The 21,001-nt window shown below is 67.2% G+C and carries 18 protein-coding genes and 2 tRNA genes; 7 read left to right on the forward strand and 13 right to left on the reverse strand.

Annotation, left to right across the window (positions count from 1 at the left end):
- Window positions 1-30 precede the first annotated feature (30 nt).
- Genes ASF21_RS02070 through pknB form a run of 5 tightly spaced genes read left to right on the forward strand, consistent with a single transcriptional unit; the run spans window position 31 to window position 8,316 of the window.
- Window positions 31-1,668 carry a PP2C family protein-serine/threonine phosphatase gene (locus ASF21_RS02070; RefSeq protein WP_082471321.1) on the forward strand — a complete coding sequence of 546 codons (1,638 nt, stop codon included), beginning with the start codon at window positions 31-33 and terminating at the stop codon, window positions 1,666-1,668.
- The gene (locus ASF21_RS02075; RefSeq protein WP_055766119.1) at window positions 1,661-3,079 is read left to right on the forward strand and encodes an FtsW/RodA/SpoVE family cell cycle protein; all 1,419 of its coding nucleotides are present in this window, start codon (window positions 1,661-1,663) and stop codon (window positions 3,077-3,079) included. The genes ASF21_RS02070 and ASF21_RS02075 overlap by 8 nt, the downstream gene beginning before the upstream one ends.
- Window positions 3,076-4,518, forward strand: a complete 1,443-nt coding sequence (locus ASF21_RS02080; RefSeq protein ID WP_055766122.1) for a peptidoglycan D,D-transpeptidase FtsI family protein — start codon at window positions 3,076-3,078, stop codon at window positions 4,516-4,518. The genes ASF21_RS02075 and ASF21_RS02080 overlap by 4 nt, the downstream gene beginning before the upstream one ends.
- Window positions 4,515-6,314, forward strand: a complete 1,800-nt coding sequence (locus ASF21_RS02085) for a protein kinase domain-containing protein (RefSeq protein WP_055766125.1) — start codon at window positions 4,515-4,517, stop codon at window positions 6,312-6,314. Before ASF21_RS02080 ends, ASF21_RS02085 begins: the two co-directional genes overlap by 4 nt.
- Window positions 6,315-6,351: 37 nt before the next feature.
- Window positions 6,352-8,316, forward strand: coding sequence for a Stk1 family PASTA domain-containing Ser/Thr kinase (gene pknB, locus ASF21_RS02090; RefSeq protein WP_055766128.1), 1,965 nt, complete (start codon window positions 6,352-6,354; stop codon window positions 8,314-8,316).
- A gap of 12 nt (window positions 8,317-8,328) precedes the next feature.
- On the opposite strand, the gene ASF21_RS02095 is transcribed toward pknB, so the two are convergent.
- From ASF21_RS02095 to ASF21_RS02100, 3 genes are read right to left on the reverse strand one after another with little or no spacing between them, the layout of a single operon-like run.
- A complete protein-coding gene (locus tag ASF21_RS02095; protein WP_055766131.1) occupies window positions 8,329-8,973 on the reverse strand; it encodes an anthranilate synthase component II in 645 nt (214 codons plus the stop codon).
- A gap of 3 nt (window positions 8,974-8,976) precedes the next feature.
- Window positions 8,977-9,138: a hypothetical protein gene (locus tag ASF21_RS17100; RefSeq protein ID WP_200914763.1), complete on the reverse strand. Its 162-nt coding sequence runs from the start codon at window positions 9,136-9,138 to the stop codon at window positions 8,977-8,979.
- 5 nt (window positions 9,139-9,143) lie between these two features.
- Window positions 9,144-9,959 (reverse strand): class E sortase, encoded by an 816-nt coding sequence (locus tag ASF21_RS02100; RefSeq protein ID WP_055766136.1) that lies wholly within the window; start codon window positions 9,957-9,959, stop codon window positions 9,144-9,146.
- A 180-nt stretch (window positions 9,960-10,139) separates the two neighbouring features.
- Here ASF21_RS02100 and ASF21_RS02105 point away from each other — a divergent pair, with 180 nt between their 5' ends.
- A complete protein-coding gene (locus ASF21_RS02105) occupies window positions 10,140-10,388 on the forward strand; it encodes a cell division protein CrgA (protein WP_055766139.1) in 249 nt (82 codons plus the stop codon).
- 386 nt (window positions 10,389-10,774) lie between these two features.
- Here the strand turns inward: ASF21_RS02105 and ASF21_RS02110 are convergent, their stop codons facing one another.
- Window positions 10,775-11,410: a rhomboid family intramembrane serine protease gene (locus ASF21_RS02110; protein ID WP_055766142.1), complete on the reverse strand. Its 636-nt coding sequence runs from the start codon at window positions 11,408-11,410 to the stop codon at window positions 10,775-10,777.
- A gap of 241 nt (window positions 11,411-11,651) precedes the next feature.
- Window positions 11,652-12,194 (reverse strand): peptidylprolyl isomerase, encoded by a 543-nt coding sequence (locus ASF21_RS02115; RefSeq protein ID WP_055766145.1) that lies wholly within the window; start codon window positions 12,192-12,194, stop codon window positions 11,652-11,654.
- A 164-nt stretch (window positions 12,195-12,358) separates the two neighbouring features.
- Here ASF21_RS02115 and ASF21_RS02120 point away from each other — a divergent pair, with 164 nt between their 5' ends.
- Entirely contained in the window at window positions 12,359-13,246 is an 888-nt protein-coding gene (locus ASF21_RS02120; protein ID WP_055766148.1) for a hypothetical protein, read from the forward strand.
- Window positions 13,247-13,340: 94 nt separating this feature from the next.
- On the opposite strand, the gene ASF21_RS02125 is transcribed toward ASF21_RS02120, so the two are convergent.
- The 8 genes from ASF21_RS02125 to ASF21_RS02155 all read right to left on the reverse strand — a co-directional run bounded on the left by ASF21_RS02125 (window position 13,341) and on the right by ASF21_RS02155 (window position 20,952).
- Window positions 13,341-14,258 (reverse strand): DMT family transporter, encoded by a 918-nt coding sequence (locus ASF21_RS02125; protein WP_055766151.1) that lies wholly within the window; start codon window positions 14,256-14,258, stop codon window positions 13,341-13,343.
- Window positions 14,259-14,362: 104 nt separating this feature from the next.
- Window positions 14,363-14,435 (reverse strand) — tRNA-Ala (locus tag ASF21_RS02130).
- 42 nt (window positions 14,436-14,477) lie between these two features.
- Window positions 14,478-14,594, reverse strand: a complete 117-nt coding sequence (locus tag ASF21_RS17225) for a DLW-39 family protein (RefSeq protein ID WP_235498625.1) — start codon at window positions 14,592-14,594, stop codon at window positions 14,478-14,480.
- Between the two features lie 38 nt (window positions 14,595-14,632).
- A tRNA-Ile gene (locus tag ASF21_RS02135) sits at window positions 14,633-14,706 on the reverse strand.
- Window positions 14,707-14,793: 87 nt separating this feature from the next.
- Entirely contained in the window at window positions 14,794-15,330 is a 537-nt protein-coding gene (locus tag ASF21_RS02140; protein ID WP_055766154.1) for a DUF3566 domain-containing protein, read from the reverse strand.
- A complete protein-coding gene (gene gyrA / locus ASF21_RS02145; RefSeq protein WP_055766157.1) occupies window positions 15,327-17,996 on the reverse strand; it encodes a DNA gyrase subunit A in 2,670 nt (889 codons plus the stop codon). The genes ASF21_RS02140 and gyrA overlap by 4 nt, the downstream gene beginning before the upstream one ends.
- 139 nt (window positions 17,997-18,135) lie before the next feature.
- Window positions 18,136-20,163: a DNA topoisomerase (ATP-hydrolyzing) subunit B gene (gyrB, locus tag ASF21_RS02150; RefSeq protein ID WP_414826612.1), complete on the reverse strand. Its 2,028-nt coding sequence runs from the start codon at window positions 20,161-20,163 to the stop codon at window positions 18,136-18,138.
- 240 nt (window positions 20,164-20,403) lie between these two features.
- A complete protein-coding gene (locus tag ASF21_RS02155) occupies window positions 20,404-20,952 on the reverse strand; it encodes a DUF721 domain-containing protein (protein ID WP_055766164.1) in 549 nt (182 codons plus the stop codon).
- Window positions 20,953-21,001: the final 49 nt, after the last annotated feature.

The following is a 21,001-nucleotide window of genomic DNA, read 5'->3' on the forward strand; positions in this document are numbered from 1 at the left end:
CTGAGGTTCGCTGCCCGCTCCGACGTGGGCATGGTGCGGGCGAAGAACGATGATTCGGCCTACGCGGGCCGCTACCTCGCCGTCGTCGCCGACGGCATGGGCGGGCATGCAGGTGGCAACGTCGCGTCCGCGTCCACCGTCCTGGATCTCGTCCACCTCGATCACGGCAGCCACGACGGCGACGCCGGGACGCACCTCGCGGACGAGATCCAGACCGCGAACTCGCTGCTCTCCGAACTCGTGGCGACCAATCCACAGCTGGCCGGCATGGGCACCACGGTGACGGCCGTCCTCCTCGAGGACCGCACGCTGAACCTGGCGCACATCGGTGACTCCCGCGCCTACCGCCTGAAGAACGGCGTCTTCGAGCAGATCACCACGGACCATACCTTCGTCCAGCGGCTGATCGACGAGGGCCGCCTCAGGCCCGAGGAAGCCGATGTCCATCCGCACAAGAACGTGCTGATGCGGGTCCTCGGTGACGTCGATGCGAGCCCGGAACTGGACCTCCACTCGTTCGACGCCGAGCCCGGCGAGCGGTGGCTGCTCTGCTCGGACGGGCTGAACGCCGTCCTCTCGGATCGCGTCGTCGAGCAGGTGATGCGGGAGACCACCGACCTCCGCGACTGCGTCGACACGCTGGTCGAACTCACCCTCGCGGGTGGCTCCCCGGACAACATCACCATTGCCGTCATCGAGGTGGCAGAGGCGGACGGCGACGTCGCGCCGCCCACCTCCATCCCGCCCGCACGCCAGGCAGCGGGCGAGCGGGACGGCTCCTCCGCTGCTGCCTCGCGCGCGATCGACGCGCAGGGAGACCTGCCGGGAACGGCCATCCGGGCCGACGTCATCCGCCAGGACCTCCTCACGAGGCCGCACGTCCTCGTCGGGTCAGCGGCCCTGGCGACCGAGACCGGCCAGATCCCGATCGTGACGCAGCGGTCCACCGAACGCCGGGCCGCGATGATGCTGACCCACGGTGCCGGAGGTGCCGCCGTGGAGGAGGACGAGGACGAGCAGCCGGTACGGAAGCGGCGCTGGCTCGTCCCGGCCTTCCTGTCCCTGATGACCCTGATCCTCGTCGCGGTCCTCGGCCTCGGCTACACCTGGACGCAGACGCGGTACTACGTCGCCGAGGCGGACAACCGCGTGGCCATCTTCACCGGCGTCCCCCAGCGGATCGGTCCCATCAGCCTCAGCACGCTCTACGAGACGACGGACATCCCGGTCTCGAACCTCCCCGAGTACCAGCGGTCCCAGGTCGCCAACACCCTTCCGGCCGCGGGCCTCGAGGAGGCCCAGCGGATCATCGGCGATCTCCGCGGAGAACTTCGCGCCGTGTCCTGCGATCCCGCCGGCACAGGTACGGCATCGCCCTCGACCCCGGCCCCCTCCCCGTCGGGATCGGCGCCCGTCCCCTCCCCGTCGGGATCGGCAGCCACGACGCCGTCCGAACCTGCTGGTCCGCGGCCCACGGCGACGGCCTCGCCGTCCTCCGGGCCGCGTTCCCAGGGTGCGTCGCCGGTTCCCTCCGCCACCGCAACCGCGGGCGGCAGCGCGGGCGCGTCCCCGAGTACGTCCCCGAGCACTGCCGCGACCCCTTCCCCCGGCGCCTCCGCGGGCGCGGCTCCGGCCCCCGTCGACTGCGGAGGTGCAGCCAATGAGTGATGTCCTGACCGTCCCGAGGTCCCGGCGGACCGTCGAGCTCTTCCTGCTGCTCCTGGCCCTCGCGGTCGCCGTCGGCGCGAACTACCTCGCGGGTATCGGGCGCGAGGAACCGCTCGGTGACTATTTCTGGTCGCAGGCCATCACGCTGGGCGTCATGAGCCTGTTCATCCACCTGATCCTGCGAGTCAAGGCGAAGTATGCCGATCCGGTGATCCTTCCCATCGTCGTCGCCCTCAACGGGGTGGGCCTGGCGATGATCCATCGCCTCGATCTCTCGGCCGCGCAGGTGAACCCCGACTTCGTCCAGGTTGCACCGCAGCAGGTGCTCTGGACCGCCGTGGCGATGGGCTCGGCAGCGATCCTGCTGATCGTCCTGCGCGACCACAGGATCCTGCGCAGGTTCACCTACATCTCCCTGATCGTCAGTGCCATCCTGCTGCTGCTGCCGCTGACCCCGCTCGGCCTCGAGATCAACGGTGCGCGGATCTGGATCTCCGTCGGATTTGGGACGTTCCAGCCGGGTGAGATCGCGAAGATCACCCTCGCCATCTTCTTCGCCGGGTACCTCTCGACCAATCGTGATCTGATCCTGCTGGCCGGCAAGAAGATCGGGCCCCTCCAGCTGCCCCGCTTCCGCGACCTGGCCCCCATGGCGGCCGCCTGGCTCGTGAGCATCGGCGTGCTGATCTTCCAGCGCGACCTCGGTTCCTCGATCCTCTTCTTCGGACTCTTCATGGTGATGATCTACGTCGCCACGAGCCGCGTCAGCTGGGTACTCATCGGCCTGGCGATGATCGGCGTCGGAGTCTTCGTCGCCCTCGAACTCTTCAGCCATGTGGCCCTCCGCTTCGACTCCTGGATCAACGCCTTCGCACCCGAGGTCTACGACCGGGCTCCCGGCGGCAGCGCCCAGGTGGTGCAGGGCTTGTTCGGCCTCGCGAACGGCGGACTGATCGGCACCGGACTGGGGGCAGGACGCCCGGACCTGGTGACATATGCCAACAGCGACATGATCATCGCGGCTCTCGGCGAGGAGCTCGGGCTGATCGGCGTGGTCGCGATCGTCATGCTCTACGTGGTGCTCGTCTCACGTGGCATCCGCGCCGCCCTCGGCACCAAGGACGGATTCGGCAAACTGCTTGCCTGCGGCCTGTCCTTCACGATCGCCCTGCAGTGCTTCGTCGTGATCGGCGGCATCACGCGACTGATCCCCCTCACCGGGCTCACGACGCCCTTCATGTCCGCGGGTGGTTCCTCGCTGCTGGCGAACTGGCTGATCGTGGCGCTGATCCTGCTCATCTCCGAGACAGCACGCCGGCCCGCACCCAGCGCTCCGATGAAGGACTCGTTCCCCGAGGCGCTCGGTGTCAGCGGCAAGCCCAAGAAGTCGGCGAAGGAGACCACCCGATGAACCAGGCCATCCGCAGTGCATGGGTCGTGGCGATCGGCATGTTCGCCCTCGTGCTCGGGTCCCTGACCTTCGTGCAGTTCTTCCAGGCCGAGGATCTGACGGAAAATCCGTGGAACAGCCGCCAGCTCTACCAGGAGTTCGGCCGCCAGCGCGGCGCCCTCCTGGTGGACGGTCGGGCGATCGCGGAGTCCGTCCCGTCCAACGACCAGTTCAATTATCAGCGCGTGTACAACGAACCGGATCTGTACGCACACCTCACGGGCTACTACTCGCTCTCGCTCGGGTCGTCGCAGCTCGAACTGGCGGAGACCGAGATCCTCTCCGGGACGGACAACTCCCTCTTCTACGACCGCGTGGTGCGCCTGTTCTCCGGTGTGGATGCCCAGGGCGCGAACGTGGAGCTGACGATCGACCCCGAGCTCCAGCGGCTCGCCTTCGATCTCATCCCCGAGGGCCAACGTGGGTCGATCGTGGTCCTCGAACCGTCGACCGGCAACATCCTCGCCATGGCCTCCAAGCCGACGTACGACCCGAACCTGCTCGCCGGTCACGACACGGGCGTCATCGCGGAGAACGCCGCGGCACTGTCCGAACAGCCCGGACTGTCCTTCTACACCAATCCTGCAACGCAGTCCCTCGTGTCTCCCGGTTCGGTGTTCAAGCTGATCGACGCCGCAGCTGCCCTGGAATCGGGCCGCTACGACGCGGAGTCCCAGATCCCGAATCCGCCCGCCCTCGAGTTCCCGGGCATCGAGTACTCCCTGCCGAACTTCGTCGCTGGTGGTTGTGCGAGCAGGCCGACGGCGGACCTGGAGTTCGCACTCGAGCAGTCCTGCAACACGGCGTTCGCGCAGATCGCCCTGGATCTCGGCGAGGAGGCCATCCAGGAACAGGCTGCTCGGTTCGGCTTCGGCGAGACGTTCGCCATCCCGACCGACGTGGTGGCGAGCAGCTTCCCGTCGGACCTCTCCGAACCGGAACTCGCGCAGTCCGCCGTCGGACAGTTCGACACGCGTGTGACGCCCCTGCAGATGGCCATGGTCGCGGCAGCCATCGCGAACGACGGCCAACTCATGAAGCCGCAGCTCGTGAAGTCCATCCGCGCGGCGGACCTCGAGCTCATCGAGTCCCCGCAACCGGAGCTCATGCAGCAGTCGGTCAGCCAGGAGACGGCGGACCAGCTCACCGACTGGATGGTCAACGTCGTGGACAACGGCACCGCGACCGGGGCCCAGGTCCCCGGTGTCGCCGTCGCCGGCAAGACAGGAACGGCAGAGTTCTCCGACGTCGGGGACAACGCATGGTTCACAGGCTTCGCTCCCGCGGACGATCCGCAGGTGGCCATATCGATCGTGATGGAGAACGTGGACATCCCCACTGGTCAGCAATTGACCTCACCCAGTGCCAAGAGACTCATAGAGGCGGTGTTGAACAGATGAGGCCCACCACAGGAATCACCCTGGGCGGCAGGTTCGAGCTGACCGATCGCATCGCCATCGGCGGCATGGGCGAGGTCTGGAAGGCGCGCGACCAGATCCTCGGCCGCGTCGTCGCCATCAAGATCCTCAAGGAGGAGTACTCCGGGGATCCCGCCTTCCTCAACCGCTTCCGCGCCGAAGCACGCCATACGGCGCTGCTGAACCACGAGGGGATCGCGAACGTCTTCGACTACGGCGAGGAGGGCGGGTCGGCCTACCTCGTCATGGAGCTCGTCCCCGGGCAGCCACTGTCCGCGGTCATCGAGAAGGAGCAGGTGCTCTCACCGGACCGGACACTCTCCATCGTGGGGCAGACCGCCCTGGCCCTCGCCGTCGCCCACCGCCAGGGCCTCGTCCACCGCGATGTGAAGCCCGGGAACATCCTCGTCATGCCCGACGGCCGGGTGAAGATCACCGACTTCGGCATCGCCCGCCTGGCGGACCAGGTCCCTCTGACCGCGACCGGCCAGGTCATGGGCACGGCGCAGTACCTCGCTCCCGAGCAGGCCACGGGACAGCCGGCCACGGGGTCGTCCGACATCTACGCGCTCGGCGTCATCGGCTACGAGCTGCTGGCCGGGCGCCGGCCGTTCTCCGGCGAGTCGCAGATCGCGATCGCCCTCGCGCAGGTCAACGACGCCCCGCCGCCCCTGCCCGAATCGATCCCGCGGCCCGTACGTGCCCTGATCGGTTCGATGCTCGCCAAGGATCCCGCCGACCGGCCGCGTGATGCCGAATCGCTGGCGCGCGCCGTGGACGCCATCCGGTCCGGTGACGTCCGGGCCGCCGAGACGGCCGTACCCGGCATGCTCGCCTTCGCGGCCGGCACGGACACCCCGACCGCCGCGGTACCGCGGCAGGACACCCGGGCGACGACGGCGGTCCCGCCGCCCACGACCTCGGCCCTGCCCACCGTCGCCGCCCCCGCCGCTGCCGGCACAGCCGCAGCGCTCGCGGCGTCGAAGGACTGGTCGGAGGAGGACCCGGACGTCGTCGACCCCGTCCCGGCCTACCGCGAGGAGGAGAACCGGCGCAGCCCCTGGCTGATCCCGCTCATCGTCCTGCTGCTGCTCGCCCTTGCAGCGATCGCGTTCCTCGTCCTGCAGCCCATCCTGGCCGGGGACGATGCCGAGAACGTCCCCGCCGAGACCACCAGTACGTCGGCGAGCGCCACGCCCGCGCGGACGCCGAGCAGGTCCCCGTCGGCGACACCGAGCACCACCTCTGCGTCCCCTTCTCCCAGTACGGCCGAGGCCGACGAAGCGGTGACCATCTCGCCGAGCGAGTTCCTCGGACGATCCCAGCAGGACGCCACACAGCGCCTCATCGCTCTCGGATTCGGCGTCAATGTCGAGGAGGAATTCGCCGACCAGGACCCCGGTACCGTCATCGCCATCAACCCCAGTGGTCTCCAGCGACCCGGGACGGACATCACCCTGACCGTCTCCCGAGGTCCTGAGCCGGTCGAACAGGTGACTGTCCCCGGTGGCCTGCAGGGTCGTCCTTCCGCGGAGGTCGAGAGCATCCTCGTCGAGCTCGGGCTGAGGCCCGTCAACGTCGGCAGCGAGGAATCGCAGCAGCCGGCGGGTACCGTGCTCCGCCTGGATCCGGGCGCGGGAGCCGCCCTCGATCCGGGTACGCAGGTCGACTACGTGGTCTCGGACGGCCCCCCGGCCGCGCCGGAACCCGCTCCGACGACACCGGCGCCGGCCACCTCGACGCCGGCTCCGACGGAGACGGCGGCCTCGGGATCATGACCTGTTCCGCGGACCGTCGCCGGGAGGACGGCGGCTCATGACCGATCACCGGATCCTGAACGGGCGCTACGAGGTGCTCGAGCTGATCGGCCGCGGCGGCATGGCCGACGTCCACCTCGGCCGCGACCTGCGGCTCGGGCGGTCCGTCGCGATCAAGGTGCTCCGCAAGGACCTCGCGCGGGATCCGCTGTTCCAGTCGCGGTTCCGTCGGGAGGCGCAGGCGGTCGCCGGGTTGAACAACCCGAGCATCGTCGGGGTGTACGACACCGGCGAGGAGGAGATCCCGGACCGACCGCAGCACGAGGTCCGAGTGCCGTTCATCGTCATGGAGTACGTGCAGGGCCGGACCCTCCGTGACCATGTGAAGGCCGGCGACCTCACGCCCGAGGACAGCATCACGTATCTCGCCGGTGTGCTCGGCGCACTGCAGTACAGCCATAGGGCCGGCATCGTGCATCGCGACATCAAGCCGGCCAACGTCATGATCACGCCCGATGGCGACGTGAAGGTCATGGACTTCGGGATCGCCCGTGCGATGGCTGATTCCCAGGCCACCATGACGCAGACCCAGGCGGTCCTCGGGACCGCCCAGTACCTCTCACCCGAACAGGCTCGCGGGGAGATCGTCGACACGCGGAGCGACCTGTACTCGGCGGGGTGCCTGCTCTTCGAGATGCTCACGGGACGGCCACCGTTCGTCGGTGACAGTCCGGTCTCCGTGGCGTACCAGCACGTCCGTGAGGAGGCACCCGCGGCGAGCAGTTTCAACCCCGCTCTCACGCCTGCCCTCGACTCCGTCCTGGCGAAGGCACTGCAGAAGAACCGGGAGGACCGGTTCCAGGATGCCGCCGCCTTCCGCAGGGCCTTGCTGGATGCCGGCCGGGGGATCGTCCTCGCGGCGACCGGCACCCTGCGGACCGAAGCCCTCGACGTCACCCGACGAACGGCGACCGCCGCCGGTCCCGGCGCAGCGTCGCTCGCGGGCGCATCGGCGGCCACCCCCGACCCGCGGACCCGGACCCTGCACCGCATTCCCGCCGAGCGCGGCCTTCCCGACCGCACCGCGACCGTGGAGGACTCCGAGGACGATCACTTCGACGTCCTGGACCGGGGGAACGACCCCGACCGCCACGGGGACCGCCGACGTCGGTCCTCCCGGGCCGCGTGGTTCACCGTATTCTTCGTCGCCGTGCTGCTGGTGCTCGCCGGCGGTTACGCCCTGCTCACCACGATCTCGGAGAATCGCACAGAACCGACTGCCACCACCGTCGTCGTGCCCGATCTCGTCGGGATGACGGAGGAGGACGCGACGGACGCCATCGTCGATGCCGGGCTGGTGCCCTCCTCGGACGAGCAGTACAACGCCACGGTGGAGGCCGGCACCGTGATCTCGTCCGATCCGTCCGGGGGCGCCTCCGTGGATCCGGAGTCACGCGTGAACATCACGGTCTCCCAGGGACCCGCGAACATCGCGGTACCCGACTCGCTCGCCGGACTGACCGAAGCCTCCGCCCGTGACCAGCTCGAGGAGCTCGGCCTGCGGGGTGGCACTGTGACGGAGGAGACGAGCGCGGAGGTCGCGCAGGGCCGGGTCCTCACCACAAGTCCGCAGGCCGGACAGATGGTACCGGCAGGTAGTGCCGTGGACCTGGTGCTCTCCAACGGCAAGGTGGTGGTGCCGCTCCTCACCGACCTGACCGTGCAGCAGGCGGAGGCCCTTCTGGCGGATCCGGCTGTCCAGCTGCCGTTCACCGTCCGTGAGGCCGAGAACAGCGTGGTGGCGCCGGGCATCGTCACGGAGCAGTCCGCCGAGGCCCGGTCGCAGGTGGACCAGGGGACGGAGATCATCCTGACCGTCGCCACGGCGCCCCCCGCCCCGACGGCGGAACCGACGGAACCGACGGAACCGCGTCCCACTCCGACGGATCAGCCCAGCGGGCAACCCACGGAGGGGCCGGACGACGGCGGATCCGAGACCCGCCCCACGGAGGACGGCACCTAGACCGCTGCGCCCCTAACGGGCGATGAGTGGACTGAGCCCTGCGGCCCGGGTGGCCGCGCCCTCGAGACCGAGGGACTCCAGCCAGGTTCCCAGCATCTGGTAGCCCCCCTCCGTGAGGACGGACTCGGGGTGGAACTGCACACCCGTCAGGGGCGCTGTCCGGTGCTCGAGGCCCATGATGATGCCGCTGGCGGTCCGGGCCGTAACGGCGAGGTCCGCCGGGACGTCGTCACTGACGGCGGCGAGGGAGTGGTACCTCGTAGCCGTGACCGGCGACGGCAGGCCGCGGAACACGCTCGTACCGTCGTGCTCGACCAGCGACGTCTTCCCGTGCATGAGCTCGGGCGCATGGGTGACCCGGCCTCCGTACGCCTCCGCGAGTGCCTGATGGCCCAGGCAGACGCCGAGCATCGGCTTCGCCTGCTCGCCGCACCAGCGGATGAGGTCAACGCAGACGCCCGCCTCGGACGGCGTGCCGGGGCCCGGCGAGATGAGCACGCCATCACGTGAGACCGCCATGTCCTCGGCTTCCGCCAGGGTGACGTCGTCGTTCCTGACCACGGTGGTCTCGGCGCCCAGTTCCTGCAGGTAGCCGACCAGCGTGTAGACGAAGCTGTCGTAGTTGTCGACGACGAGGATGCGGGTGGTGTCAGCCATGAGTTACGGGGAACCAATCGTTGAATCCGTGAGCGGGTTGAACTGCGAGAACCAGGGGAAGACGAAGACCATGAGTGCGGCGACAGCCGCCACCACGAGGATCACCGACAGCAGGATGCGCATCCACAGCGGGCCGGGGAGTGCCCGGAAGATCAGTCCGTACATGAGCCCTATCCACGTCCTGCGGTGCGGGTGACCTGCTCCGCGATCTCGGGCGGGGGACCTGCCTCCGTCGGACGCCAGGACTCCATCACCGAGTAGGCAATGATACGCTCCTGCGCCCCGAAACGCGGATTGCAGCTGGTCAGCGTGAGGATCCGGTCCACCGGCTCGGCGCCCGGCTCCGTCGGTACGGGGGCGATCACGTCGACCTGGTCCGGGAGGACGATCTCGGTGTTGCGGAACACGTAGGTGTAGTACCCGGCACGGGTCTGCAGGTAGATGCGGTCCCCGGGGACGAGGGTGTGGATCTGGTCGAGCACCTGACCGTGCGTCTGACGATGCCCGGCAAGGGCGATGTTACCCACCTGGCCGGGAGCGGCGGTTCCCGGGTAGTGGCCCAATCCCAGGTTGTCGAGCACATCCGTCCCCACGCCCGCGGTGATGGGGCGTGAATAGTCCTCCCCGAAGCGGGGGATGTAGGCCACGCCGAACGTCCCCGTGAGGGCGTCCGGTTCGAGCACGGCGGGCTCCCCGAAGTCCTCACCGGTCGGAGGCACGGAGCCGGTCGACGGGGCAGGTCCGCTCGATGCCGGCGGGACCGGGACCTCCGAGAAGAACTCCTCGAGCGCCTGGTCCTGTTTGATGTCCGCGTCGATGTTCGTCCACCACACCTCCCAGGCGACGAACAGCAGCAGCACCAGCCCGGCCGTGATGAGCAGCTCACCGACGATCTGAACGACCAGCTGCACGGGCGAACGACGACGGCGCACGGATCCGCGATCGGTACGGGCCACGGGAGCGGCGTCGAGCGTAGACCTGGCCACTGCCGCTCCTGCCGCTCGGGATGCACTGATCGGCCACGGTTCTTGGCTAGAATCGTCGGAGAACCGGGCCGCCGGGTGTCGCTTCTCCCTCAGGGTATCCTGCGGGGCCCGGCACCTTCGGGCGGCCAGCGAGACCATCGGTGCAGCTGATCCGCGGCTGCGCCCCGTCGAGGAGAAGCCGTGCCCGAGTCGAAGCCCCGCAAGAGAGCCAGCACCACGGCGCCTGCCGCGAAGTCCTCGCAGCCCAAGCCGAATCCGGCCTGGTACAAGTACGTCATGTTCGGCCTGATGATCGTCGGCCTGCTCTGGATCATCACGTTCTACATCTCCGAGTCCACCCTGCCCGTGGAGGCCTGGGGTTCGTTGAACATCCTGGTCGGGTTCGGCATCGCGATCATCGGGTTCCTGATGACCACCAGGTGGCGCTGATACCCAGGAGGAGCAATGGCCCGCGATCATCGGGCAGAGCAGCATCGCCGCGGACCCGGGTTCGCGGCGATGCTGCGTCAGGGGGCGATCGCGATCGCCGCTGTTCCCTGGCCCTCCCCCGTCGACGAGGGGCAGATCCTGTCTGCTCCACCCACAGCTGACCTGCCGTCCGAGATCTCCGGCGGCTGTACACACGGTGTGCATGACGTTATCCACAGGTGTGCACAGAATTGTTGATGATTCATGGAAGAGCCCGGAAATCCGGGCCACGCTTATCCACAGCTGTGGAATTACATGTGTGTAAGTTATCCCCGCTGTGGACAAGTCCTGTGGACAACGAGGAAGGGCCGATGCTGCAGCATCGGCCCTTCCTCGTCCTGCTGTCCTCACACGGGAAGAAGCGTGACCCCTACAAAGGTCAGGACGCCCAGGAGTACCACGACACCCGCCAGGCCTGCCCATTGGAGCCCCGCCTGCCGGGCGCCCTTCGGGGCATAGGCGATGACAGCGGCACAGGCAGCGCCCGTGAGGAGCCCGCCCAGGTGTGCCTGCCAGGCGATGCCGGGCACCACGAAACCCAGGACGCCGTTGAGGGCGACCAGGACGACGATCTGGCGTACGTCACCGCCGCGCTTGCGCTGGACGATGAACAGGGCCCCGAAGAGACCGAAGACGGCCCCGGAGGCCCCGACCACCGACTGCTGGACATTGCTGAGCAGCAGGACCCCGACGGAACCGCCGACGGCCGAGACGAGGTAGAGCGCAAGGAACCTCGCCCGCCCCATCGATGGCTCGAGCACCTTCCCGAGGATGTACAGCGCGTACATGTTGAAGGCGATGTGCAGGAGGGAGGACGGCGAGTGGAGGAATGCCGTGGTCACCATGCGCCAGGGTTCCGCGGGAATGATCCCGCCGGCCCCCGCGGTGTAGATCGGCGCGTAGGAGAAGACCCGGGTGACGCCAGGAACGACGAGCTGGAAGAGGAAGACCACCAGGCAGACACCGATCAGGGTATAGGTCACGATGGGTGAGCCCCCGCGCGCGATGCCTCCGAAAGCATTCCTGCGGACAGGAGCATTGGCTGCCTGTTCGCGGATGCAGTCGACGCACTGGAAGCCTACGGGTGCAGGCCTCTGGCAATCGGCGCACGCCGGTCGTCCGCACCGCTGGCACCGCACGTAGCTGATGCGATCAGGATGGCGGGGACACACCGGCGCCTGCTGGCTGCCGGCGTCGGGCGCGGGGACTCCGTAGGACATCCGGTTAGAGCTGTTCCACGGTGATGCTCTCGATGACGACGTCGTCGAGGGGCTTGTCCCTCATGTCGGTCGGGATCGAGTTCAGCTTGTCGACGACCTTGCGGGATTCCTCGTCCGTGACGTCACCGAAGATGGTGTGCTTGCCCTGGAGCCAGGTGGTGGGGACCGAGGTGATGAAGAACTGGGATCCGTTGGTTCCACGACCGCCCTGCAGGCCGGCATTGGCCATGGCCAGCTTGTACGGCTCGGTGAAGGAGAGGTCGGGGTTGATCTCGTCGTCGAACTTGTAGCCCGGCCCACCGATCCCCTGGCCGAGGGGATCCCCACCCTGGATCATGAAGTCCTTGATGATGCGGTGGAAGATGGTGCCGCTGTACAGGGGCGAGTTCGACTCCTCACCCGTCTGGGGGTGGGTCCAGGCGATCTCGCCCGTGGCGAGACCGACGAAGTTCTTCACCGTCTTCGGAGCATGGTTGCCGAAGAGGTTCACCTCGATGTCGCCCTGGTTGGTGTGGATGGTCGCTTTTGCGGTCGGAATTGCAGTCATCTCGTCATTCTTCCACGCGGGTACTGACAATAAGCTGGGGGAGACGCATTCCGCGCACAGTGAAACGCGCGGTCAAACCGGCCCGTGCCGAGCCCGTGGATGGCATCCGCCGCGCCACGCAACGTAGGCTGAGGAAAACGAGTAACCATCCCCTGGAGGTTTTTGTGAAGAAGAACGAACGCGTCACCCACGAGCTCGAGGAGAATGTCGCTGCGGGAGTAGCGGCCGCCCGCGACTGGGCCACTCCCCACGTCGCCCACGCCTACGACTGGGCGAAGCCCCGCTGGGAGAAGGGTGTGGAGACCGCTGGTCCCGCTCTTCAGGACACCTACCGTAAGGCCGCGGAGGGGATCTCGGGCGGCATCGCCGTGGTGACCCCGAAGATCCAGGACGGACTCGACAAGGTCGGACCACGCATCACGCAGGTCATCGACGACACCACGCCGAAGATTCAGGGAACGCTGGACAAGGCAGCCCCTGCACTCACCTCGGCGAAGGAGAAGGTCGTCGACGGCTACCTGCCGGCCCTCTCCCACCGTCTCGGTGAGGCTGCGGATACAGCCTCCCGGTCCCTCGCGGCCGCTTCCGTGCCCCCCGTCGTGGAAAAGGCCGTCACCAAGGTGACCGGCGACAAGAAGGCGGTGAAGAAGGCCCAGAAGCGACTCGCGGCCGCCACTCTCCAGGCATCGAAGGAGCTCAGGAAGAACCAGTCCCGCAGGTCGGGTAAGGGCTGGCTCATCTTCGGCATCCTCGCAGCCGCCGTCGTGGCCGGAGTAGCCGCGTGGCGCGCGTCCAAGCCGGTCGAGGATCCATGGAAGACACCTGCTCCGATCAAGGCAACTCCCGCTCCCGTCTCCAGCCAGAAGTCGCAGGAGGCCAAGGAGGTCGTCGCGACCATCAAGGAAGCCGCTGACCGTGCCGCGAGCTCGGACGCGACGGCGAAGGCGACGACCGGCACGGCAGCAGCCGCCGAGAAGGTCGCCGACAAGGCGAAGGACGTCACCGAGTCTGCCAAGCATGCGGCGAAGTCGACGGATGAGCCCAAGGCCTGATCCAGACCCCACCACGCAGAAGCCCCCGGTCAGACCCGGGGGCTTTTTCGTGCCCTTCCGTTACATTCCTTCTTGGACATAAATAGGTCGGACACTAATCACCGCCGAGTGCGGGAGGCTGCGTCTCGATGGTCGATCCGGAGACCGGACGACGCCCCCGGCGTCGTTGCTGACCTCTGATGACCACCGCCAACCCCACGAGGATCAGGACGAGCCCGCCATACGTCCCTGCGGGTAGTTTCTCGTCCAGGAATACAGCGGCGAGGAAGGCGGCACCGGGAATCTCGAGCAGGATGATCATGGAGACGACCAGGGGACTCATCACGGCCAGCAAGTGGTTGAAGACCGAGTGACCCATGATCTGCGCCATGAGGGTCACCCCCAGGATTCCCGCCCACGCACCTGGACTGAACCCTGTGACCGGCTGCGCCGTGACTGCGCACAGGACCAGGAGGATCACGGCGCAGGCACCGTAGCAGAGGCTGGTGTAGGTTCCCGTGGACATGGTCTTCCGGGCTGCTGCGCCGGCCATCTGGTAGACGGCTGCGAGTGCTCCTCCTGCCAGCGCCAGGAGGTCACCCAGCAGGGCGTCCCGAGACAGGGAGAGATCGAAGCCGGTGATGATCACGACGCCGAGGAATGCGACGCCCAGCCCGGCGACGACGGCGCCCTGCGGCCGGGAGCCGAGCAGGGCGTTGAACAGGGCTATCCACGCGACCTGCAGGCACACGAGGGCGGTGGCGGCCGCTACCGAGGTGAGCTTGAGGGCGGAGATGAAGCAGACGAAGTGGAGAGCGAGGGCGACAGCTGCGATCGTGAGCCGACGCACGTCGGGACCCCGCAGTGCGGCGAACTCCGCCCGCTTCGAGACGGCAGCAGGGCCACCCATGAGGACCGCGCCGATCAGGTTCCGCCAGAACGCGATGGCGAGGACGGGCGCCGCCGTAGCGGCCATGATCGGGCCGGATGCGGACACACCGATCACGCCCAGGATCGAGAGGAAGATGATCACCCGGCAACACTATGGCACCGGACGTGCTCCGATGACCGCATGCTCCGTCGCTCCTGACCCCTCCACGCAGAAAGTCCCGGTCATGGACCGGGACTTTCCTTCGGTGGAGGCACGGGGACTCGAACCCCGAACCCCCTGCTTGCAAAGCAGGTGCGCTACCAATTGCGCCATGCCCCCGAATCGGAGTGTGGACCTCTACGGTCGCGCCCTCCGGCGGTTCTACATCACATCGTCCGTCGCGTTGCTCCAGACACTCTTGCTCTTCTCCGAATCCTGCCAGCGCTTGTACACGAGAAGACCGGCTGCAGCTGCTGCTGCGATCAGCACCTTCTTCACGACAATCTCCTTGCAGTTCCCTGCGAGTGGTGGATCCGTGGGCGTACCAGGACTTGAACCTGGGACCTCTTCGTTATCAGCGAAGCGCTCTAACCGCCTGAGCTATACGCCCCGATACCTCTTCGGGCCGAGATACGACTTTACAGTAGTGTCTCGGCATTCTTCAAATCGCACCCGGGGGTCCGAAGAGGCCGGTACTTCAGTCGTCGGTCAGGGTCACACCGATGCCACCGACCAGCGTCGAGGAGATGTTGTAGAGCACGGCCGAGAGCATGGCGAGTGCCGTCAGGAGCACCACGTTCACCACCGCGATGATGGTCGCGAAGGACAGCACCTGGGGTAGCGAAGCGAACTGCCGCAGATCGAACCCACCGCTCTCCGAGCCGGCGATCTCACGCAGCAACTCGTTCACGCCGTCGAAGATCCCGGTCAGGTCGAGGACGGTCCAGATCACGAAGGACGCCACGACGGTGACGATACCGAGCGCGACCGAGAGCAGGAAGGACATCTTGAGGACGGACCAGGGATCCACCTTGCTGACGAGGAGCCGAGCCTTGCGGGCCTTGGCCTTCGGGGCCGGCCTGACCAACCCGGGACGCTGCGGCGGCCTGCTCTGCTGGCTGCCTGCGGAGGCTGGACGCTGTGTCGGACGCGCCGGGGCGTTCACCCGTGGCGGCGCCCCGGACGTGCGGACTTGTCCGCTCGACGAGCGCGGGTTGGTGTTGGCCGAGCTCACTCGCTACCTCCGTGTTCGGGCGACTCAGCGTCAGGCTCAGCCGTTTCCTCTGTCGACAACCGTACTTCATCGGCTGTGAACTGCGCAGGTTCCTCCTGGGGCGTCACCGTATCGATCACGTCGACATCGGGACTCGCCTCGGACGGATAGTCGACCAACCCTTCCTCCACCGCGACGCTCCGCTCACTGTTCCTCGCGACGGCGATGATGCGGTCGGTCTTGTCCGGCTTCGCAAAGATGACCCCCATGGTGTCGCGGCCCTTCGCGGGAACACCCGCCACGGCCGAACGCACCACCTTGCCGCCACCCATGACCACGAGGACCTCGTCCTCCTCCTGGACGACGAGGGCACCGACGAGGTCACCGCGCTCCTCGGCCAGCTTGGCGACCTTGATCCCGAGGCCTCCGCGGCCCTGCACGCGGTAGTCCTCGACCTTCGTCCGCTTGGCGAATCCTCCCTCGGTCACGATGAACACGAAGGAGTCGTCGCTCACGACGTTGGCTGCGAGCAGGTCGTCGTCATCGCGGAACTTCATGCCGGTCACTCCGGAGGTGGCACGTCCCATGGGCCGCAGGGCGTCGTCGTCCGCCGTGAACCGCAGCGACTGACCCTTGCGGGAAACCAGCATGATGTCATCGTCCCCGGAGACGAGCTGCGCCGAGACGAGTTCGTCGTTGTCCCGGAGGTTGATGGCGATCACGCCGGCCGTCCGGTTGGTGTCGTAGTCCTCGAGCCGCGTCTTCTTGACGAGTCCGCGCTTGGTGGCCAGCACCAGGTAGGGCGACTGCTGGTAGTCCCGGAGGTCCAGCACCTGCGCGATCGTCTCGTCGGGCTGGAAGGCCAGGAGGTTCGCCACGTGCTGACCCTTGGCATCCCGCGCGGCCTCGACCAGTTCGTACGCCTTGGCGCGGTAGACGCGGCCGAGGTTGGTGAAGAACAGGAGCCAGTGGTGCGTCGTGGTGACGAAGAAGTGCTCGACGACGTCGTCACCTCGCAGCTGGGCTCCCCTGATCCCCTTGCCGCCGCGCGCCTGCTGACGGTAGTTGTCGCTGCGCGTGCGCTTGACGTATCCACCGCGGGTGATGGTGACGACCATCTCCTCCTCGGGGATCAGGTCCTCCATGCTCATGTCACCGTCATAGCCCATGAGGATCTCCGTGCGGCGGTCGTCACCGAACTTGGCGACGATCTCCGACAGCTCGGTGCTGACGATCCCGCGCTGGACGTCCTCGGAGGCGAGGATCCGGTTGAACTCGGTGATCATCTGTTCGAGTTCCGCATGGCGGTCCTGGATCTTCTGCCGTTCCAGGGCCGCGAGGCGGCGGAGCTGCATGTTCAGGATCGCCGTGGCCTGGAGCTCGTCGATCGAGAGCAGACCCATGAGTCCGTCCCTGGCCTCCTCGGTGGTCGACGACGCACGGATCAAGGCGATGACCTCGTCCAGCGCATCGAGTGCCTTGAGCAGCCCGCGGAGGATGTGCGCCTCCTCCTCGGCCTTGCGCAGCCTGTACCGCGTGCGACGGACGATGACCTCGAGCTGGTGCGTCACCCAGTGCCGGATGAAGGCGTCGAGGCTCAGCGTGCGCGGCACATCATCGACGATGGCCAGCATGTTGGCGCTGAAGTTGTCCTGCAGCTGCGTGTGCTTGTAGAGGTTGTTCAGGACCACCTTCGCCACGGCGTCGCGCTTGAGCACGATCACGAGGCGCTGCCCCGTACGGCCCGACGTCTCGTCCCGCAGGTCCGCGATCCCGCTGACCTTGCCGTCCTTGACCAGCTCGGCGATCTTGATGGCGAGATTGTCCGGGTTGGCCTGGTAGGGAAGTTCCGTGACGACGAGGCAGGTGCGGTTCTGGATCTCCTCGACATTGACGACGGCGCGCATCGTGATGGAGCCGCGGCCGGTCCGGTAGGCGTCCTCGATGCCCTTGTGACCGAGGATCTGCGCACCGGTCGGGAAATCGGGGCCCTTGATCCGGGCGATCAGCGCTTCGAGCAGTTCCTCCTTCGATGCCTCGGGGTTCTCCAGATACCACTGCACGCCATCCGCGACCTCGCGCAGGTTGTGCGGCGGGATGTTGGTGGCCATGCCGACGGCGATCCCCGAAGACCCGTTGACGAGCAGGTTCGGGAACCGTGACGGGAGGATCGTCGGTTCCTGGTTCTTGCCGTCGTAGTTGTCCTGGAAGTCGACGGTCTCCTCGTCGATGTCGCGGACCATCTCCATGGCGAGCGGCGCCATCTTCGTCTCGGTGTACCGCGGCGCGGCGGCGCCGTCGTTGCCCGGCGAACCGAAGTTGCCCTGCCCGAGCGCCAACGGATACCGCATGGTCCAGTCCTGGATGAGCCGGACGAGGGCGTCGTAGATCGCGGAGTCGCCATGGGGGTGGTACTGCCCCATGACCTCACCGACCACGCGGGCACACTTGTTGAACGAACGGTCCGGCCGGTAGCCACCGTCGAACATCGCGTAGAGCACGCGACGGTGGACGGGCTTGAGTCCGTCCCGGACGTCGGGCAGGGCCCGGCCGACGATGACGGCCATGGCGTAGTCCAGGTAGGACCGCTGCATCTCCGTCTGCAGGTCGACCTGCTCCACGCGGTCCGTCAGGACCTCACCCTCGATGGGCTCGTCCGGTCCGTTGCCGGTGATGTCGTCACTCATGAATCAGTTCCGTTCGTCATGTTTTACCCGCAGTACTGGCGAATCCGAGCGAGGGTGGCCCGGCGTTCCGTGGAGGCGCTGTGATCTTCGCGAGGAACGAGCGAAGGTCGTTGCGCCGGCAGAACGCCGGTGCGACCCGTCAGATATCGAGGAAACGCACGTCCTTGGCGTTCTGCTGGATGAAGTTGCGTCGCGATTCGACGTCCTCGCCCATGAGCACCGAGAACACCTGGTCGGCTGCGGCGGCGTCGTCCATGGTCACCTGCAGCAGCGTCCGGTGATCAGGATCCATGGTGGTGTCCCACAGTTCTGTGTAGTCCATCTCGCCGAGACCCTTGTACCGCTGGATCCCGTTGTCCTTCGGGAGACGCTGGTTCCGCGCCAGGCCCATCTTGATGACCTCGTCGCGCTCCCGGTCGCTGAAGACGTAGTCGTGCTTCGCGTTGGACCATTTGATCCGGTACAGGGGCGGCTGCGCGAGGTAGACGAACCCGTTCTCGATCAGCGGGCGCATGTAGCGGAAGAGCAGGGTGAGGAGCAGGGTGGTGATGTGCTGCCCGTCGACATCGGCATCGGCCATGAGCACGATCTTGTGGTATCTGGCCTTCGCGACATCGAAGTCCTCACCGATACCGGCGCCGAACGCGGTGATCATCGCCTGGACCTCACTGTTGCCGAGCGCCCTGTCGAGGCGCGCACGCTCGACGTTGAGGATCTTCCCGCGCAACGGCAGGATGGCCTGGGTCTCGGGATTGCGCCCCCGGACCGCGGAACCGCCTGCCGAGTCACCCTCCACGATGTAGATCTCGGACCGCGACGGGTCCTTGGACTGGCAGTCCTTGAGCTTGCCCGGCATACCGCCGGACTCGAGGAGCCCCTTCCGCCGTGTGGACTCCCGTGCCTTCCGGGCAGCGAGCCGTGCCTGGGAAGCCTGGATCGACTTGCGGATGACGTCACGGGCCGGGCCGGGGTTGCGCTCCAGCCAGTCCCCGAGCTGATCCGTGACCACGCGCTGGACGAACCCCTTCACCTCGGAGTTCCCGAGCTTGGTCTTGGTCTGGCCCTCGAACTGGGGCTCGGAGAGCTTGACGGAGATGACAGCCGTCAGGCCCTCGCGGATGTCGTCACCCGTGAGGTTGTCGTCCTTCTCCTTGATGATGTTCTTCTCGCGCGCGTACCGGTTGATCAGGGTGGTCATGGCAGCACGGAAGCCCTCTTCGTGCGTCCCGCCCTCGTGCGTGTTGATCGTGTTGGCGTACGTGTGGACGCTCTCGGAATACGCCGAGGTCCACTGGAGAGCGATCTCCACGGACATGGTGCGGTCAGCGGTCTCCGTGTCGAACGCGATCACATCGGGATGGACCACCTCGACGCGCTTCGACGAGTTCAGGTGCTGCACGTAGTCGAGCAGGCCGTTCTCGTACAGGTACTGGACCTCGCGGTGCTTCGGCGTGGCGTCCTCGCCGGTCTCGGCGGTGACCTCGTCCTCGACCTCGTCGGCGTGCTCGTCCGTGAGGGTGATACGGAGGCCCTTGTTGAGGAAGGCCATCTGCTGGAAGCGCGCCCGGAGGGTTTCGAAGTCGAACTCGGTCGTCTCGAAGATCGAAGCATCCGGGTAGAACGTCTGCGTGGTCCCCGTCTCGTTCGTCTCCTCGCCCTTGCGCAGCTCGCCGACGGGCTTCCCACCGTCCGCGAAGGTCTGGCGCCAGACGTGTCCCTGGCGCCGAACCTCGGTCTCGACGCGCTTCGACAGCGCATTGACCACGGAGATGCCGACGCCGTGCAGACCACCGGAGACGGCGTAGCCGCCGCCGCCGAACTTCCCGCCGGCGTGCAGGATGGTCATGACGACCTCGACGGTCGGACGACCCTCCGTAGGGTGCATGTCCACGGGGATCCCGCGGCCGTTGTCCACGACCTTCACGCCGCCGTCGGCCTGCAGGGTGACCTCGATGTGGTCGCAGTACCCGGCCAGTGCCTCATCGACGGAGTTGTCCACCACTTCGTACACGAGGTGGTGGAGCCCCCGCGGACCCGTCGAGCCGATGTACATCCCAGGCCGCTTCCGCACGGCTTCCAGGCCCTCGAGGACCGTGATCTCGCTCGCGCCGTACGCGTGCTCCGTCGCTGCCTCCAGGATCGGGGACTCACCCTCGCCGATCACCACATCACTTGCGTTCAACTCGTTCTCGTGTGCCACAGGCGCAAACGGCTCCTCAACTGGGTGGACAACAACAATCTCACCCCATTCTACCCTGAGGAGGGCTACAATCGCGCACGAACAGGCCCTCATCGGCCACTGAACGGGCGTCAGAGCGAACAGCGGGTCGTCCCGTGAGGACCGATACCGGTGAGGCACCCCCGATTGCCCTACAGCCCGCTCAGAGGACGCAGAACTCGCCGCGTGTCATCCGTAGGTGTCGCGCGGGCCGCGGCCCTTCACGGTCCGCCCGCCCTTGCGCCAGCTGGGCGCTGCCGGCCCGACGACGGAGAGGCGCGTGACGACCCCGGGCCCCAGCTCCGCCTCGAACCGCTGCAGGACCTGCGGCGTGATGAGGCGCAACTGTGTGGCCCAGGCCGTCGAATCGCATCTCACGAGGACCGTGTCCGCGTCGAAACTCTCCGGCACGCAGTGGGCCGCGATGTCCGCACCGACGATCTCGTCCCAGCGTGAGAGGACCGATCCGACGGCGACCGGAGACCTCCACCCCCGCTCGGCGAGCATGCGGGAGAAGACGTTCCCCAGTCCCTCCGGATCACGCCCTCCGTAGACCGGGTCCGGGGACCAGCGCCTCCGGGCCGTCTTCGCCGGTTTCCGTGTGGAGGCCTCGCGAGGAGTACCACGCGAAGCGGAGGCGTTCCGCAGGCGATTGAGCAGTGCCTGGGGGGCATCCTGTTCAGGGAATCCAACGCCCGGACCGACATCGGCCGAAGCGCCGCGATCACCGAGAGACATACCTGTATCGGAATATGCCGACGGCAATATGTTCTCGGGATCGTCAGCG

Source organism: Arthrobacter sp. Leaf234, from assembly GCF_001422665.1.
GTDB lineage: Bacteria > Actinomycetota > Actinomycetes > Actinomycetales > Micrococcaceae > Arthrobacter_D.

Excerpts from the sequence above, each read along its gene's own strand:
- ASF21_RS17100 (WP_200914763.1), bottom strand. The coding sequence starts at position 9,138 with ATGTACGGACTGATCTTCCGGGCACTCCCCGGCCCGCTGTGGATGCGC.
- ASF21_RS02155 (WP_055766164.1), bottom strand. The coding sequence starts at position 20,952 with ATGTCTCTCGGTGATCGCGGCGCTTCGGCCGATGTCGGTCCGGGCGTT.
- ASF21_RS02070 (WP_082471321.1), top strand. The coding sequence starts at position 31 with ATGGTGCGGGCGAAGAACGATGATTCGGCCTACGCGGGCCGCTACCTC.
- ASF21_RS02115 (WP_055766145.1), bottom strand. The coding sequence starts at position 12,194 with ATGACTGCAATTCCGACCGCAAAAGCGACCATCCACACCAACCAGGGC.
- ASF21_RS02085 (WP_055766125.1), top strand. The coding sequence starts at position 4,515 with ATGAGGCCCACCACAGGAATCACCCTGGGCGGCAGGTTCGAGCTGACC.
- ASF21_RS02080 (WP_055766122.1), top strand. The coding sequence starts at position 3,076 with ATGAACCAGGCCATCCGCAGTGCATGGGTCGTGGCGATCGGCATGTTC.
- gyrA (WP_055766157.1), bottom strand. The coding sequence starts at position 17,996 with ATGAGTGACGACATCACCGGCAACGGACCGGACGAGCCCATCGAGGGT.
- ASF21_RS02095 (WP_055766131.1), bottom strand. The coding sequence starts at position 8,973 with ATGGCTGACACCACCCGCATCCTCGTCGTCGACAACTACGACAGCTTC.
- pknB (WP_055766128.1), top strand. The coding sequence starts at position 6,352 with ATGACCGATCACCGGATCCTGAACGGGCGCTACGAGGTGCTCGAGCTG.
- ASF21_RS02075 (WP_055766119.1), top strand. The coding sequence starts at position 1,661 with ATGAGTGATGTCCTGACCGTCCCGAGGTCCCGGCGGACCGTCGAGCTC.